Raw genomic sequence first — 16,088 nt, 5'->3', positions numbered from 1 at the left:
TTACAACTCATATTAAATGCATTTCTAAAGTATCAACAAGGCCGTTCTCTAATGCCGAAAAATACGGAGTCGCTCATAGGTTTACTCATATCTATCCTCGTCATTATTATCGCCGTAGCTAACGGTATTGCTATTGGTTACGCCTTGATAGTGGTATGGTGCATCATGGCCTATGTATTCTATCGCAAAGGATACCAACCAAAAGAACTGCTAAACCTATCATGGACAGGTGCAAAAAGCTCGATTGTAGTAATGCAAATATTCTTGCTTATCGGTTGGCTCATTGCTATGTGGCAAGCAGCAGGGATCATCCCTATGATTATCGCCACCGGCATCGACTTGATTGATCCGTCCCTCTTTATTGCTTGTGCCTTCTTATTAACAGCGATTGTTAGCATGCTATTAGGTACAGCTTTCGGTACTGTAGGCACCATAGGCATTGTACTCATCACGATGGCAAGAGCCGGTAATATTCCAGAGAATATCGTAGCTGGTGCCATTATAGCCGGTGCATACTTTGGTGATCGCAACGGCCCATTGTCATCTAGCGCATCACTGGTGGCAGCCTTAACACATACTAAGATTTCTAGTAATATACCAATTATGTTTAAAGCGGGACTACCTGCACTTGTTATTTCTACAGTGCTCTACCTAATACTGTCCCAGTGGTTCCCTCTAAACTATGAAAATAGTTTGTTATCCGATACAATCCACTTTATCTTCAATATTGATTGGACATTGTGGATTCCAGTGATTATCGTCATCGCTTTATTGCCTTTGAAAGTATCCATCCGTTGGCCTATCGGCCTCAGCGCATTAGCTGCAGCCATTCTGGCTTATACTAATCAAGGGGCTACCCTTTCCGATTTAGGCTGGTATACCTTAACGGGCTTTGAACTACCACATTATAATCCACTTGCCAATATCATTCATGGCGGCGGATTACAAACGATGTTTATCCCTACCCTATCCATCTTTATGGCCACTGCCATTTCAGGCATGCTCGAAGGGGTTGGCTTCTGGAATGATCTTAGACAACTATTAGAGCGAGCTAAAACGCGGAGCGATGTATTTGCTGCCAATGTAGGTCTCGCACTCTTAACTGGTGCTGTAGGTTGTAGCCAAGCTATTGCGGTTGTAATGACACATTCTATTATGCGTATTACCTACGCACAACGGGGTATTCAAGATGAAGATGTGATGCTCGACTTTGAAAACAGTGGCATTCTCATTGCTCCACTATTACCATGGAACATCGCAGCTTACGTACCTATTGTTATGCTGGGTACTAGCATAGCTGGCTATGTGCCATTCGCCTTCTTCCTATACCTCGTACCACTCCTTTACTGGTTACGACTACGGAATCAAGATCAATCAATGATACGCTAATTACAAAATCAACAAATCATAGGCTAATTAATTAATCTTAAAGGGGAATTTGTATGATTTATACCATTACCTTTAACCCAGCCCTCGATTATATCGTACGACTTGAGCAACTCAAGACTGGCACCATTAATCGCACCACCCAAGAATACGTTCTTGGTGGCGGCAAGGGTATTAACGTATCTATCGTGCTCAACAACTTGGGCATGGATACAACGGCACTCGGTTTCATCGCCGGCTTTACAGGTGAAGAAATCGTTACGCAGCTCAATAGCTTCGGCGTAAAAGAAGATTTCATTCGACTCCGCGAAGGATTAACCCGCATCAATGTTAAGGTGAAAGCTTCTGATGAGGAAACAGAGATCAACGGCCGTGGACCAATTATCTCAGATGACGAATTAGAAGCACTTTACAAACAGCTCGATGCATTGACAGATAAGGATACACTAATCCTTGCAGGCAGTATTCCTTCTAGCTTACCAAGCGATATGTACGAGCTCATTATGGAGCGCTTACAACATAAAAACATTCGTATCGTCGTAGATGCGACAAAGGATTTACTTACACGAGTATTGCCATATAAACCGTTCTTGATTAAACCTAACAATCATGAGCTTAGCGAAATCTTCGGTCGCCCCCTTTCTACAAAGGATGACCTTGTAGAATCTGCCAAAGCATTGCAAGAGAAAGGCGCACAGCATGTGCTTATCTCCATGGCTGGTGATGGGGCTATCTTGGTCGCAGCTGATGGCACTGTATATACGAGCCCTGCCCCTAAGGGGACGCTCGTAAATTCTGTAGGCGCTGGCGATTCCATGGTAGCAGGCTTTATTACAGGCTTTGAAAAGACAGGGGATCTACAAGAGGCACTTTACTGGGGTATCTCCAGTGGCTCTGCCTCCGCTTACTCTGAAAACCTCGCTACACTGGCAGAAGTAGAAGCATTACTTTCACAAGTACGAGTTAACTAGTTTTACATTTTATTTGCATCAAGGAGTACACATATGCAAATCACTGATTTATTAAAACCTCAATCCGTCCTGCTAAATGCAGACCCTGTTACAAAGGCTGACGCTATTTATACCTTAGGCGAGTTAATGGAAAAAGGCGGTAACCTCATCGACAAAGGTGAGTACTTAGCAGCCGTTTTCGCTCGTGAGGAATCTGGCTCTACCGGCCTTGGTGACGGCATCGCTACACCACATGCTAAATCTGCAGGCGTAAAAGAAGCAGGCCTAGCAGCTATGGTTGTGCCTCACGGCGTAGACTTCGAAGCACTCGACGGTCAACCTTCTCGTTTATTCTTCATGATCGCTGCCCCTGAAGGCGCAGCTGACACTCATGTAGAGGTATTGAGCCAATTAGCTATGATGGTTATCGACCCGGATTTCAAAGAAGCCCTCATCGCTGCACCAACTGTAGAACGTTTCTTGGAACTCGTAACAGCTAAAGAGCAAGGTAACTTTGACCCATCCGTTGAAGGATATATCAAACAGCCAGAATCTCAAGAGACTCCAAGTATTACCGATGCTATCGAAGCTAAAGCTACGGAAGCTATCGAAAAAGTGGCTCCTAAGATTTCTGTAGATAACCCGCACTACGATGTATTGGCTGTAACTGGTTGCCCTACTGGTATTGCTCATACCTACATGGCTGCAGAATCTTTAGAACGAAAAGCCAAAGAAATGGGCATTTCCTTAAAGGTTGAGAAAAATGGTGCTTCTGGTGTTAAAGATGCTCTTACAGCAGAAGAAATTGCTCATGCTAAATGCATCATCGTCGCTTCTGACCGTCAAGTAGAAATGGCGCGCTTTAACGGCAAACCTATGATTCAAACTAAGGTTGCGAACGGTATCAATAAAGCAGAAGAGCTTTTAACCGAAGCCATGGCTGGCACAGCACCTGTATACCAAGCATCCGCGGCAGACCGCGAAGCTGCTGAAATTGCTGCTAGCGCATCTGACAGCGTAGGTCGTCAAATCTACAAACACTTGATGAACGGCGTATCTCACATGTTGCCATTCGTTATCGGTGGCGGTATCTTGATTGCCCTTGCATTCTTGTTCGATACATTTGATCCTGCGAACCCTAAAAACTTCGGTTCCGGCACACCTTTATCTGGCTTCTTAATGCAAATCGGTGGCGCATCCTTTGGCTTCATGTTGCCTGTACTCGCAGGTTACATTGCAATGAGTATTGCGGACCGCCCAGGTCTTGTAGCTGGTTTCGTTGGTGGCTTATTGGCTAACCAAGGTGGCTCTGGTTTCCTTGGCGCATTAATCGCCGGCTTTGCAGCAGGTTATTTAGTATTATTAGTTAAAAAATTAGTCTCTGGTTTACCTCAAGCGTTAGAAGGTACAAAACCAGTTCTCTTCTATCCTGTACTTGGTGTATTGTTCATAGGTCTTGCCATTACCTTCGTAATCAACCCTCCTGTATCTGCACTTAACCACTGGTTAATGGACTCCTTGCAATCCATGGGTACTACTAGCCGCGTATTGTTAGGTCTCATCTTTGGTGCTATGATGTCCGTTGATATGGGCGGTCCTGTAAACAAAGCGGCTTACGTTATCGGCACTGGCGCACTTGCTACTGGTGAATATGGTATTATGGCGGCTGTAATGGCAGGTGGTATGGTTCCTCCATTGGCAATCGCTCTTTGTACTACATTCTTCCCTAGCCGCTTTACAGAAGCAGAACGTAAATCTGGTATCACTAACTACATCATGGGCCTCTCCTTCATCACAGAAGGGGCTATCCCATTTGCAGCGGCTGATCCAGTTCGCGTATTACCAGCTTGCATCATCGGTGCTGGTACAGCTGGCGCATTGTCCATGTTCTTCGAATGTACATTACGCGCTCCTCACGGCGGTATCTTCGTAGTACCAACAATCGGTAACCCACTCCTATACCTTGCATCCATCGCAATCGGTTCCGTCGTGGCTTGCTTCATCTTGGCACTTGTAAAACCAAGCCTAAAAAAATAATTGTAAAAGCTAGTTTAATACTAGTACATATGACAAAAACGTACATAAGCTAAATAAGTACATATAGCAAAAGGACTAGAACAAAATGTTCTAGTCCTTTTCTTATGTAAACTATCGACTTACATCATCATAAAATATGCCAAATACTTTCTTGAAAACTCGATTTGCTACATGATAGCTTTCAAAATCAAAGTCAGTCGGTGTTAAAAATGTAACATGCTCATACCCTTTATAACCTGGTTGTGTAGGTTTACTTTCACCATTAAGAGTATAATCCTGTTGCGCCTTAACAGTACCTACAATACCAGATTCATCCATTTTAAGATTCCATATATCATTTAAACTAAAATCAGGAAATCGTTGTTTAAACTCTGGCATTTTTGCTACTAAATTGGCAAAGGAGTAATTTAAGTTATAGTCATACCGAATTGTGTATTCCCGAATCAAATCAGAAGACGGTAATACAACGTATATCTTAGTCTCTATACTTTTTGTACGTGCATCGGTAGATATATCTCGAAGTGTGCTCAACTCAATATATTTACCATCTCCACCACCTGTGTCACCTTTAGAAACGATATGTTCAAAACGACTTGTATCTTGTAGCTCAGCATTAGAAACAGCTTTTACAGAATTAAAAGAAATACACCAAATACATAGTAGTGCCATAAAAAATAAGAAACGTTTCATAAGGCACCTCATTTCACCACAATATCATCAAAATGCTGCTGATATGCAACGACAAACATGGCATCTGCTATAGCAAAGAGATCTTGATCGAAACGACTGCGATCAAGCGGTCGTGATTGATGTAGCAATCTAGCTGGGCTATTAATCACAGTGCCATCCCAAGTGTATCGTTTGACCGCTTGTAATTCAATTTGTATACCAGACTCATCTTGTGCAGCCTTAATCACTGCATACATAGCTGGTGATGATTTTACACTCTGTTGAGCTTGTATTAGACTAGCTAACGAGTAATTCGTATTATAGGTGGCAGTCAATTCATATTCCGTAATAGCCTCACCACGAGCCCGCTCGCTAACAGAATAAATAATACCTTTCAGCTTATAATGTGGAGCTGCATACTCTAAACTTTCCACAAAATAGGTATTTAAAAAGAATACATCCCTATTACTTGAATTATCATCATAAGAATATGTTTTCTCATATACATTTTTAAACTGGGGCGAACTATTTAACTCATTAATCGATATCGCTTGTGTCTGTATGGTAAAAGTAGCTAGTACCATACAGGCTAGCAAGAATTTTCTAAACATACTCTCTCCTTTATAATTGAAATTCCGTTAAATTACAAAAAGCATATCATATTTTATAGAAAGATGTACACATACGAAAAATGCCATTTCAAATCATTATAGATAATATAAAAGTAATGATCACTATTGTACGTACTTTAAATTTATTTATATTTTTCTAAGTTTATCTTCTTCGTACTCATCCAGTATTCATCTATCCTTCTATAAATTGTACAAATATATCGATTTATGTTAAACTATATAAATATAAATAAATTTTAAAATTATAAATTATTTTTTTCAATTCTAGTTCGGAGAGTAATTCATGAAATCATCTAGGAAACGTAAGGTCACTGCCGCATTTTTTGCAGCAGCAGCGTTGGGTGGTGTTGCCCACGCAGCCCCTACCCTCAACATGAATGATTTAGTAGGTTCGAACACTACCACTGAATCAACGGCTCAAGGCAATAATAATATTGCTACTCCAGTCGTACGACCTATGGCAACTCAGCCTACCCCTGTAACTACACAATCAGTTCCAAAGGTAACACCTTTAATACCGCGTGTACGTCCAGTACCTGTAAACGATATTGCGAAAGCTTTATCAGATCAACAACGGGCTGTTTCACAACCACAATATGTTGTTAACAAACAAACTAATGCTGTCATGGAACCAACATTGGCCATGCATAGCTTGATGAACGTACAACGTAAAACTGAACCTGTTACAGTACAAAAACAAGTTGATGGCAAACAGCAAGTACAAACGACACAGGTACAACGTACTCCTGTAATGGTTCAACAAGAATCTACAACACCTTTAGTTATTGCTAATACAACTCAAACTAAAGCCGTTGTAGCAAAACAAAAATTAACTATTCGAGATATTCAACGTGCAGAACGTGAAAGATTAGCTCAATTAGCAGCAGAAGAAGCGGCGCAACAAGCAGGTACAAACCAAGTTGATCAGCAAATGGTTGCTCAGAAACAAGCTGAAGCTCAGCGTCAAGCTGCAATTCTAGCAGAACAACAACGTCAAATGGCTATGCAAGCGGAACAGCAACGGATTGCACAGCAACAAGCTGAGGCTCAACGCCAAGCGGCTTTGCAAGCTGAACAACAACGTTTAGCTACCGAGCAAGCTGAAGCTCAACGTCAAGCAGCTCTAAGAGCCGAGCAAGAGCGTATCGCTGCACAGCAAGCTGAACAAGCTCGTATCGCTGAAGCACAAAGTCAAGCTGCAGAGCAAGAACGTCTTCGTATCCAAGAGCAACAACGTCGCATTGCACAACAACAGGCCGAGGCTCAACGTCAAGCGGCTATACAAGCGGAACAACAACGTATGGCTGCAGAGCAAGCTGAAGCTCAACGTCAGGCGGCTTTGCAAGCGGAACAACAACGTATTGCTGCAGAGCAAGCTGAGGCTCAACGTCAAGCGGCCTTAAAAGCTGAACAAGATCGTATTGCAACAGAGCAAGCTGAGGTTCAACGACAAGCTGCCTTAAAAGCGGAACAAGAACGTATCGCTGCTGAACAAGCTGAGGCTCAACGTCAAGCGGCCTTAAAAGCTGAACAAGATCGTATTGCAGCAGAACAAGCTGAAGCTCAACGACAAGCGGCTTTGAAAGCGGAACAACAACGTATCGCAGCAGAGCAAGCTGAAGCTCAACGCCAAGCTGCCTTAAAAGCTGAACAACAACGTATCGCTGCTGAACAAGCTGCTCGCCAACGTGCAGAAGCTGCTGCTAAAGCTGAGGCAGAACGTCAAGCGGCTATAAAAGCTGAACAAGAGCGTATCGCAGCGGAGCAAGCTGAGGCAGAACGTCAAGCAGCTTTGAAAGCTGAACAACAACGTATTGCTGCCGAACAAGCTAAAGCTGAACGTGAAGCGGCACTCAAAGCTGAACAAGATCGCATTGCAGCACACCAAGCAGAAATGGCTAGACAAGCTGCAATTAAAGAAGAACAAGAACGTTTAGCTGCTGAGCAATTAGCAAAAGAAGAAGCTGAATCCGCTGCTAAAGCTCAAGCTGAGGCAGAGGCAAAAGCTAAAGCCCAAGCTGAAGCTACCGCTAAAGCTCAGGCTGAGGCAGAGGCAAAAGCTAAAGCCCAAGCTGAAGCTGCCGCTAAAGCTCAGGCTGAGGCAGAAGCAAAAGCTAAAGCCGAAGCTGAGGCAAAAGCTAAAGCCGAAGCTGAGGCAGAAGCAAAAGCTCAAGAAAATAAATTACCTCAATCTTATGTAGATGCTCGTAATGAAGCTTCCACAAAAGGTGCTGGTGTAACGGAAGAAAAAAATATTCTTTCTCAACCAATAGAACCACCATTGCAGGCCGATACATCTGCGAAGATTAGCCTTGCTTTCGACGTGAAGAATTATGAATCCATGTCTACTACTGTAGATAATAAGGAAATCAAATATCGCGCCTTCGAATATATCCCTTACGTGGCTAATCCAATCGATATCGATCAACAGTACATGAACATTTATGTACCAGAAGAATACTTCAACAATGGCACTATAAATGGTTACAATACGCAAACAGCCCCTATCTTCATGCCAAATGCGGTAGGTGGTTATATGCCAAGCCAAGCTATGACTCCAAAAGTAGAAAATGGCAAACCTAATAGTGTTCTTTACGCATTATCCCGTGGCTATGTAGTAGCTTCCCCGGCTACACGCGGTCGTACAAATAAAGCATCCGATGGCAACTTTATCGGTAAAGCGCCTGCAGTTATTGTTGACTTACAAGCTGCTACAGCATACTTACATGCTAACGATTCCACAATGCCAGGTAATGCAAATCGTATCATCACTAATGGGACAAGTGCTGGTGGTGCTGTATCCTTATTGCAAGGTGCCACTGGTAACAACTCTGACTTCCAACCATATTTACAAGCATTAGGTGCTGCTACAGCGGCAACCAATGTATATGCAGTTTCTGCCTATGCACCTATTACAAACCTTGATGCGGCTGATATGGCCTATGAATGGAGCTATAAAGGTATTACATCTTTCAATAAAGTAACGATGGGCCAAGGTGAATTGCCTCAAGCCAGCGCAGGTGGCAATACAGCTCCTCCGCAACGTACAATGCAACGTGTAAACTTGAATGCTGATGATGTAGCATACTCTAACTTACTAAGCGAACACTTCCCAGAATACGTAAATAATTTACAATTGCATGACTCTATGGGGCGTGTATTGAAACTAGATAAGAATGGCAATGGTACTTTCAAAAATTATGTGAAAGCATTCATCATCGATGCAGCTAATAAAGCACAAGCTAAAGGTACTGATTTATCTAAACATACATACTTTGTACGAGATAATAAAACAGGCGCTATAAAAGATATTAACTGGGAAGCTTACAATCAATTTGTAAGTCGTTCTAAAGCACCAGGTGCATTTGACTCCCGTTCTAATGACTCTGGCGAGAATAACCTATTCGGTACAAGTGCTACAGATAATAATCACTTTACAATTACTGCTGCATTACACGATACAACACCTAACCAAGATGTATACGTAGAAAATGCTAAAATTGTTACTATGATGAACCCAATGAACTATCTCGGTTCTCCAGCAGCGACAAATGCACGCTACTATCGTATCCGCTATGGTACAGCTGATAGCAATACATCCGTAGCCATCCCATTGATCGTAGGTACACGTGCTCAAAACCTTGGGTACAACGTAGATATGGCAACACCATTTGGTGTAGACCATTCTGGCGACTACGATTTAGATGAATTATTCAACTGGATGGATAATATCGTTAAAAACGGTAGATAATAACAACTAAATACATACCATAACAAAAAAGGAGCTACCTAGTAGCTCCTTTTCTTTATGTTAAATTAAATATCTCTAACATAAACTTCCACTATGTTAAGCACGAAAAAGCCCCTCTACCGAGGGGCTTTGCTATATCAGGAAAGCATATTCACTACTTTCACCAATCGTATTCTATTACACTTCAGGGAATAAAGCTGTAGACAAGTAGCGTTCACCTGTATCAGGAAGAATTACTACGATGTTTTTGCCTTTATTTTCAGGGCGTTTAGCCAATTCTTGAGCAGCCCAAAGAGCAGCACCAGAGGAAATACCAACTAAGATACCTTCTGTATGGCCAAATGCTTGAGATGTAGCGAATGCATCATCGTTAGTTACTTGGATTACTTCATCGTAAATATTGGTATCCAAAGTATCCGGAATGAAGCCAGCGCCTAAGCCTTGGATTTTGTGAGGACCAGGTTTGCCATTGGACAATACTGGGGAATCAGTTGGTTCAACAGCCACAATTTTTACGTCAGGGTTTTGTTCTTTTAAATAACGACCTGCACCAGTCAAAGTACCGCCTGTACCAACACCAGCTACGTAGATATCTACTGCACCATCTGTATCTTGCCAGATTTCAGGACCAGTTGTTTTATAGTGAATTGCTGGGTTTGCTTGATTTACGAATTGGCCTGCTTCGATTGCACCAGCTGTAGCTGTTACTATTTCTTTAGCTTTTGCAATAGCACCTTTCATACCAAGAGAGCCATCAGTCAACACGAGTTGAGCACCATAGCCAAGCATCAATTTACGGCGTTCGATGGACATTGTTTCTGGCATTACGATTACAACTTTATAGCCAAGAGCAGCACCAACAGCGGATAAACCGATACCAGTGTTACCAGATGTAGCTTCTACGATTGTACCACCTGGTTGTAATTCACCAGATTCAACAGCTGCTTGAATAATTGCTGCAGCAATACGATCTTTAACAGAGCCACCTGGATTAAAGTATTCCAATTTAGCAAAAATATTTGCATCTGCGCCATATTTTTTACCAAAACGTGTAGCTGCCAACAAAGGTGTTTTACCAATTAATTCAACGAAAGATTTTGCAATATTAGACATAATAGTTACTCCTTATTAAATAGAACCATCCCAATTATCATATTTTGTATCAAGTTTAGCGTAAGTTCCATCAATTACATCTTGAAGAGTTACGTTTTCTAGATAATCATGAATATAGTTTTGTAATCCTGCCCAGAAACCAACAGTTCTTTCATTGATTACTGTATCAGTACTCACCCCTTCATCAAGAGTGGAGATGATAGCCATGGATTCTTCCGTGGCAAGCAAAATTTCAATAATAGTGTACTCTTTAGGGCTTTTAGATAAGCGATAGCCTCCGTATTTACCACGAATACTATCCACTAGGTTAGCGGCACCCAAACGAGCCACAATACCCTCAAGGTATTTCTCAGATATACCTTGTCGTTCTGCAACGGATCGCAAGGAAACCGGTTTATCCTGACCTTCCTCTGCTAAATCGATGAGAACCATCAATGCATAGCGACCTTTTGTGGAAATCCTCATATATCTTGCCTCTCTTTGTAAAAGTTAGTGCTAACACACCCCATGTTATAAAGCACTTATCCTACTTCATTTATAAAACCTTGTGTATCACTAGGAATTAATTTCATTATAGACCACTAAATCTAAAAATGCAAGAACTTATTTCCTACTTTTATAAAGGGGTATTTAAAAACCCTTATATTTATTGGCCTAAGCCTATATTATTGATTTATTTTATTCTATTATTAGACTAGCAATCACACATATCGATACATTAACTATTTTACATAACACAAAAGGACTAGCCCGAAGGCCAGTCCTTTTGCGTATAGTTTGTAGTTTGTTATATGAGGTTTACCATGATGAATTGGAGAGGGTTCATCTGGTATTGGGACTTACCGTATCGTCAGGAAAACGATGCGCGCCCGTTTTGTCATTTGAGGAGTTGTCTAGATTATTCTAGCGTCTAAGTTATTTCTAAATTAGATTTTACCTACTAGATCAAGACCTGGTTTCAATGTGTCTTTACCTGGTTTCCAACGTGCAGGACACACTTGGTCACCATGTTTTGCTACGAATTGAGCCGCTTGTACTTTACGAACCAATTCTTCAGCAGAACGGCCGATACCCATATCATGGATTTCAGCTGTACGAACGAAACCTTCTGGATCTACTACGAATGTACCACGGTAAGCCATAGCAGATTCTTCTTGGAATACGTCGAAGAAATCAGCTAATTCATGTTTTTTATCAGCTAACATGTAGTACTCGATTTTATTAATGCTTGGAGAAGCATCAGACCATGCTTTGTGAACGAATTCAGAGTCACAAGATACGGAGTAAACTTCGCAACCTAGTTCTTTCAATTCTGCATAAGAGTTTTGTACGTCTTCTAATTCTGTAGGGCAAACAAATGTGAAGTCTGCTGGATAGAATACGAAGATGGACCATTTGCCCAACACATCGGCAGTACTAACTTTTACTAATTCAGGTTTTTTGAAAGCATCTAGAGTAAATTCAGGAAGTTGTTTACCAATAATAGACATGTTATGTCCTCCTTAATTGAGTTCTAATGTAACAGTTATATTATTATCAGTGTACTTATCACCAAATCTATATCTATATCTATCTTTGTCTATATAATAACAAATATCATTCAAGATTGCAAGTGTTATTTTTAAATTTATCGATATATTTTTCCAATATTTTTCGATGTAAACAAAAAAGAAGAAAGATGCTCATTTCTGAGCATCTTTCTTCTTTTTACGTACTACAATAGATTTACTACTTACAGTAGAATAGTAGTCTATTTTTTAAGTTCCAAAATCGCATCTACGAAGCCGCGGAATAATGGATGTGCATTATTTGGACGGGATTTAAGCTCTGGATGAGCTTGTGTACCAATGAAGAATGGATGATTCTTCACTTCAATACTTTCAACTAAACGACCATCTGGAGATGTACCAGAGATAACAAGGCCAGCATCAGTCAATTGTTGACGATATTCATTGTTGAACTCATAACGGTGACGATGACGTTCATAAATCAAATCTTCACCATAAGCTTCATGAGTTTTTGTACCTGCTTCTACTTTACAAGGATAAATACCAAGACGCATTGTACCGCCTTTTTTATCTACATCAACTTGATCACTCATCAAGTCGATTACTTTGTATTTAGCATTTTCGTCGAATTCGCTAGATGTAGCACCTTCCATACCGCATACGTTGCGAGCAAATTCCATTACTGCAGATTGCATACCAAGGCATAGACCGAGATATGGAATATTATTTTCACGAGCATATTGAATTGTACGAATTTTACCTTCTACACCACGGGACCCAAATCCACCAGGTACGATGATACCTTCAACACCATCAAATACATCTTTAGGATTTACAGATGTATCATCTAGTTCTTCGGAGTCAATCCAACGAATATTCACTTTAGTACCCGTAGCAATACCAGCATGATCTAGAGCTTCCACTACGGATAAATACGCATCATGTAATGCTACATATTTACCAACGATAGCCACTGTAATGTCTTTACTAGGGTTCAAGATTTTATGAACCATTTCTTTCCACTCAGTCATATCGCAAGGGCGTTCTTCAAGGCCTAATTTTTTGATAACAATATCATCAAGACCTTGATCTTGCATCATCAATGGTACTTCATAGATGGAGCTACAAGTTTGGTTTTCAATAACTGCTTCTGGTTCTACGTCGCAGAATAAAGCAAGTTTTTCTTTCATTTCATCAGAAATGTGTTTTTCGCTGCGGCATACCAAGATATCTGGTTGAATACCAATGCTGCGCAATTCTTTTACGCTATGTTGTGTAGGTTTAGTTTTCAACTCGCCTGCTGCATTGATGTAAGGCACCAATGTTACGTGAATGTAAAGTACATCATTACGACCTACGTCTTTTTTCACTTGGCGGATAGCTTCCATGAATGGCAAGCTTTCAATATCACCTACAGTACCGCCGATTTCAGTGATAACTACATCTGCGTTATCCTCTTTACCTACGCGGTATACGTTTTGTTTGATTTCATTTGTAATGTGTGGAATTACTTGTACAGTGCTGCCCAAGTAATCACCTTTACGTTCTTTATTGATTACAGACCAATACACTTTACCTGCTGTAATGTTGGAACGTTTACTAAGGTTAATGTCGATGAAGCGTTCATAGTGGCCTAAATCAAGGTCAGTTTCAGCGCCGTCATCTGTTACGAATACTTCACCGTGTTGGTAAGGGCTCATCGTACCAGGGTCAATATTAATGTATGGGTCAAATTTTTGAATCGTTACATTGAAACCGCGGTTTTTAAGCAAGCGACCCAAGGATGCTGCTGTAATCCCTTTACCAAGAGAAGAAACAACGCCGCCAGTTACGAAAATATACTTAGTTGCCATGATGCCTCCCACCTATTACATTTTTTCCGGAGCAGAAATACCTAAAATACCCAAGCCTTGACGAAGTACGAGGGCAATCGCTGTGATTAATCCTAGACGAGCTTGTTGCAACGCTGGATCTACGCCAATGATACGACCTTGACGATAGAAGGAATGGAACATGCTTGCCAAATCGAATAAGTAACGAGCAATACGATGTGGTGCACGATGTTCGGCAGATTGAACGACCTCTTCTGGATATTCAGCTAATTTTTTAATCAATTCTAATTCCATTTCGCTTGTAAGCGTTGTGAAATCAGTTTCACTATAATCACCAAATGCGATGCCTGCTTCACGCACTTGGTTGTAAATGCTGTGAATACGAGCATGAGCATATTGGATATAATATACTGGGTTATCATTGCTACGAGATTTAGCCAAGTTAATATCGAAATCAAGTTGACTATCTAGAGAACGCATCAAGAAGAAGTAACGAGATGCATCTACGCCAACCTCTTCAATCAATTCATCTAATGTAACGCTATCACCGCTACGTTTAGACAATTTAACGAGTTGTCCATCGCGGAATAATGCTACCATTTGTAACAATAATACTGTTAGTTTATCTGGGTCATAACCAAAAGCAGCCATAGCAGCTTTTACACGGCATACATAACCATGATGGTCAGCGCCCCAAATATCAATCATTTCTTTGAAGCCACGATCATATTTATTGCGGTGGTATGCAATATCTGCCGCTAAATATGTAGGAACTCCATTATCACGAATAACTACGCGGTCTTTATCATCGCCATAGTCAGTAGATTTCAACCACAATGCACCGTCTTTTTCATACACTTTGCCAAGAGCCTTTAACGCCTCTACGGAGTGATGAATTTCATCAGCTTCATGAACAGTACGTTCAGAGAACCAATTATCGAAAGTAACACGGAAATTGCTTAATGTTTCCTCTAAGCGAGCTAATTTTTCTTTTAAGCCCTCTTCTTTAAACAATGCTACACGATCAGCTTCGTTCATAGCATTTAATTTATCGAAGCCTTCTCGTTCTGCAATAGCTTTTGCAGTCTCGATAATATCAGGACCACGGTAGCCATTTTCAGGGAATACGAGAGCCCCTTCTGGAATATCGAATTCAGGCATGGAACCATCTTCGTTGCGCTTAGGTGGGAACACTAATGTAGCACCTTGCAACTCTTGGAAACGGTACTCAATGGAGATAGCCATATTATCGATTTGGTTACCTGCATCATTGATGTAGTACTCGGATTGTACATTGTAACCTGCTGCACGCAACAAGTTTACAAGCGCACTACCATACGCAGCACCACGACCATGGCCGACATGTAACGGACCTGTTGGGTTCGCACTTACGTACTCTACTTGAATCGTATCGCGTGCACGCAATGGTTGAATACCATACTGATCGCCAGCATTTAAAATAGCTTTCAACGTATCGTATACTATATCAGATTTCAAGAAGAAATTGATGAAACCTGCACCAGCAACCTCAGCGCGTTCGAGCCAATCAAAATTCATATGGCTAATCAAAGCCTCTGCAATAGCACGAGGGTTTTGACGGGCTACACGAGCGGATTGCATAGCGATATTTGTAGAAAAATCACCGAATTCTTTTTGAGGTGGCACTTCGAGAACGATTTCTGGATATTCACCAGCTGGTAAGCCACCGCTGTTAATCGTATCTTGTAATGCCTGTTCAATCCCCGATTTCAGGATTTCCTTCATTTCCATGCTCTGTATCCTCCCGCACGTCTATATCTAACTGATTATAAAATTGCCATTCACCTTCGACGGAAATGTCATATCCTAAATGAACATGACCTACGCCTTCGTGAAAGTCTACTGTTAATTCATGAGTGTTCACGGCCATGTGTAAATCACCATACGGTGTTTCATACACGGACTCGCGCTCTTCACCACGGACATATTGATGACGCATATTCACAGCCCCTGTTCGAAGCAATACAATAGAGTCATCATGGATTTTAATGGTCGTCTTTACCCCATCTAAGCCAGTCACACTAGATTCTTCGTAACGCACATACTGGGCATTACCCTTTTCATGTGATGTACCTGGGGAAATCAGTTCCACTACGGTATCCTTGCCGTCCATATCTCGTTGTACACTTTTTACGGACACTAGAACCCGCTTCATTTTTCAACCTCCATGG

At 41.3% G+C, this 16,088-nt stretch carries 12 protein-coding genes; 4 read left to right on the top strand and 8 right to left on the bottom strand.

All coding sequences use genetic code 11. The features are described from left to right. The first annotated feature begins 51 nt into the window (after positions 1-51). Genes MOQ65_RS05770 through MOQ65_RS05760 form a run of 3 tightly spaced genes read left to right on the top strand, consistent with a single transcriptional unit; the run spans position 52 to position 4,373 of the window. Positions 52-1,389 carry a Na+/H+ antiporter NhaC family protein gene (locus MOQ65_RS05770; RefSeq protein WP_257846953.1) on the top strand — a complete coding sequence of 446 codons (1,338 nt, stop codon included), beginning with the start codon at positions 52-54 and terminating at the stop codon, positions 1,387-1,389. Between the two features lie 53 nt (positions 1,390-1,442). Next, the gene (gene pfkB, locus MOQ65_RS05765; RefSeq protein WP_257846952.1) at positions 1,443-2,357 is read left to right on the top strand and encodes a 1-phosphofructokinase; all 915 of its coding nucleotides are present in this window, start codon (positions 1,443-1,445) and stop codon (positions 2,355-2,357) included. 33 nt (positions 2,358-2,390) lie between these two features. Beyond that, on the top strand, positions 2,391-4,373 hold the full coding sequence (locus MOQ65_RS05760; protein WP_257846951.1) for a PTS fructose transporter subunit IIABC: 1,983 nt from the start codon (positions 2,391-2,393) through the stop codon (positions 4,371-4,373). A gap of 111 nt (positions 4,374-4,484) precedes the next feature. On the opposite strand, the gene MOQ65_RS05755 is transcribed toward MOQ65_RS05760, so the two are convergent. Beyond that, positions 4,485-5,063 carry a hypothetical protein gene (locus tag MOQ65_RS05755; RefSeq protein WP_257846950.1) on the bottom strand — a complete coding sequence of 193 codons (579 nt, stop codon included), beginning with the start codon at positions 5,061-5,063 and terminating at the stop codon, positions 4,485-4,487. Positions 5,064-5,071: 8 nt separating this feature from the next. Then, positions 5,072-5,653, bottom strand: coding sequence for a hypothetical protein (locus MOQ65_RS05750; RefSeq protein WP_257846949.1), 582 nt, complete (start codon positions 5,651-5,653; stop codon positions 5,072-5,074). 304 nt (positions 5,654-5,957) lie between these two features. Here MOQ65_RS05750 and MOQ65_RS05745 point away from each other — a divergent pair, with 304 nt between their 5' ends. Further along, a complete protein-coding gene (locus MOQ65_RS05745; RefSeq protein WP_257846948.1) occupies positions 5,958-9,425 on the top strand; it encodes a subtype B tannase in 3,468 nt (1,155 codons plus the stop codon). 177 nt (positions 9,426-9,602) lie between these two features. Here the strand turns inward: MOQ65_RS05745 and cysK are convergent, their stop codons facing one another. From cysK to MOQ65_RS05715, 6 genes are all read right to left on the bottom strand, one after another. After that, a complete protein-coding gene (cysK, locus tag MOQ65_RS05740; protein WP_178885568.1) occupies positions 9,603-10,538 on the bottom strand; it encodes a cysteine synthase A in 936 nt (311 codons plus the stop codon). 15 nt (positions 10,539-10,553) lie between these two features. Beyond that, on the bottom strand, positions 10,554-11,003 hold the full coding sequence (locus MOQ65_RS05735) for an RrF2 family transcriptional regulator (RefSeq protein WP_156719234.1): 450 nt from the start codon (positions 11,001-11,003) through the stop codon (positions 10,554-10,556). Between the two features lie 461 nt (positions 11,004-11,464). Then, positions 11,465-12,028: an alkyl hydroperoxide reductase subunit C gene (gene ahpC / locus MOQ65_RS05730; protein ID WP_004698190.1), complete on the bottom strand. Its 564-nt coding sequence runs from the start codon at positions 12,026-12,028 to the stop codon at positions 11,465-11,467. A gap of 260 nt (positions 12,029-12,288) precedes the next feature. Further along, positions 12,289-13,899 (bottom strand): CTP synthase, encoded by a 1,611-nt coding sequence (pyrG, locus tag MOQ65_RS05725; RefSeq protein ID WP_257846947.1) that lies wholly within the window; start codon positions 13,897-13,899, stop codon positions 12,289-12,291. A 15-nt stretch (positions 13,900-13,914) separates the two neighbouring features. Next, positions 13,915-15,648, bottom strand: coding sequence for an arginine--tRNA ligase (gene argS, locus MOQ65_RS05720; protein WP_257846946.1), 1,734 nt, complete (start codon positions 15,646-15,648; stop codon positions 13,915-13,917). Then, the gene (locus tag MOQ65_RS05715; RefSeq protein WP_005385333.1) at positions 15,614-16,072 is read right to left on the bottom strand and encodes a YwiB family protein; all 459 of its coding nucleotides are present in this window, start codon (positions 16,070-16,072) and stop codon (positions 15,614-15,616) included. The genes argS and MOQ65_RS05715 overlap by 35 nt, the downstream gene beginning before the upstream one ends. Positions 16,073-16,088 lie beyond the last annotated feature (16 nt).

The sequence above is a fragment of the Veillonella faecalis genome (assembly GCF_024677885.1).
Classification (GTDB): domain Bacteria; phylum Bacillota; class Negativicutes; order Veillonellales; family Veillonellaceae; genus Veillonella; species Veillonella nakazawae.
Note: the sequence above shows the minus strand (reverse complement) of the source record. Positions and strands in the feature narration are given on the sequence as shown.

Bases quoted from the DNA above. Each gene is read 5' to 3' on its own strand.
- MOQ65_RS05745 (WP_257846948.1), top strand. From the start codon at position 5,958: ATGAAATCATCTAGGAAACGTAAGGTCACTGCCGCATTTTTTGCAGCA.
- MOQ65_RS05755 (WP_257846950.1), bottom strand. From the start codon at position 5,063: ATGAAACGTTTCTTATTTTTTATGGCACTACTATGTATTTGGTGTATT.
- cysK (WP_178885568.1), bottom strand. From the start codon at position 10,538: ATGTCTAATATTGCAAAATCTTTCGTTGAATTAATTGGTAAAACACCT.
- ahpC (WP_004698190.1), bottom strand. From the start codon at position 12,028: ATGTCTATTATTGGTAAACAACTTCCTGAATTTACTCTAGATGCTTTC.
- MOQ65_RS05770 (WP_257846953.1), top strand. From the start codon at position 52: ATGCCGAAAAATACGGAGTCGCTCATAGGTTTACTCATATCTATCCTC.
- MOQ65_RS05735 (WP_156719234.1), bottom strand. From the start codon at position 11,003: ATGAGGATTTCCACAAAAGGTCGCTATGCATTGATGGTTCTCATCGAT.
- pyrG (WP_257846947.1), bottom strand. From the start codon at position 13,899: ATGGCAACTAAGTATATTTTCGTAACTGGCGGCGTTGTTTCTTCTCTT.
- argS (WP_257846946.1), bottom strand. From the start codon at position 15,648: ATGGAAATGAAGGAAATCCTGAAATCGGGGATTGAACAGGCATTACAA.
- MOQ65_RS05750 (WP_257846949.1), bottom strand. From the start codon at position 5,653: ATGTTTAGAAAATTCTTGCTAGCCTGTATGGTACTAGCTACTTTTACC.
- MOQ65_RS05760 (WP_257846951.1), top strand. From the start codon at position 2,391: ATGCAAATCACTGATTTATTAAAACCTCAATCCGTCCTGCTAAATGCA.
- pfkB (WP_257846952.1), top strand. From the start codon at position 1,443: ATGATTTATACCATTACCTTTAACCCAGCCCTCGATTATATCGTACGA.
- MOQ65_RS05715 (WP_005385333.1), bottom strand. From the start codon at position 16,072: ATGAAGCGGGTTCTAGTGTCCGTAAAAAGTGTACAACGAGATATGGAC.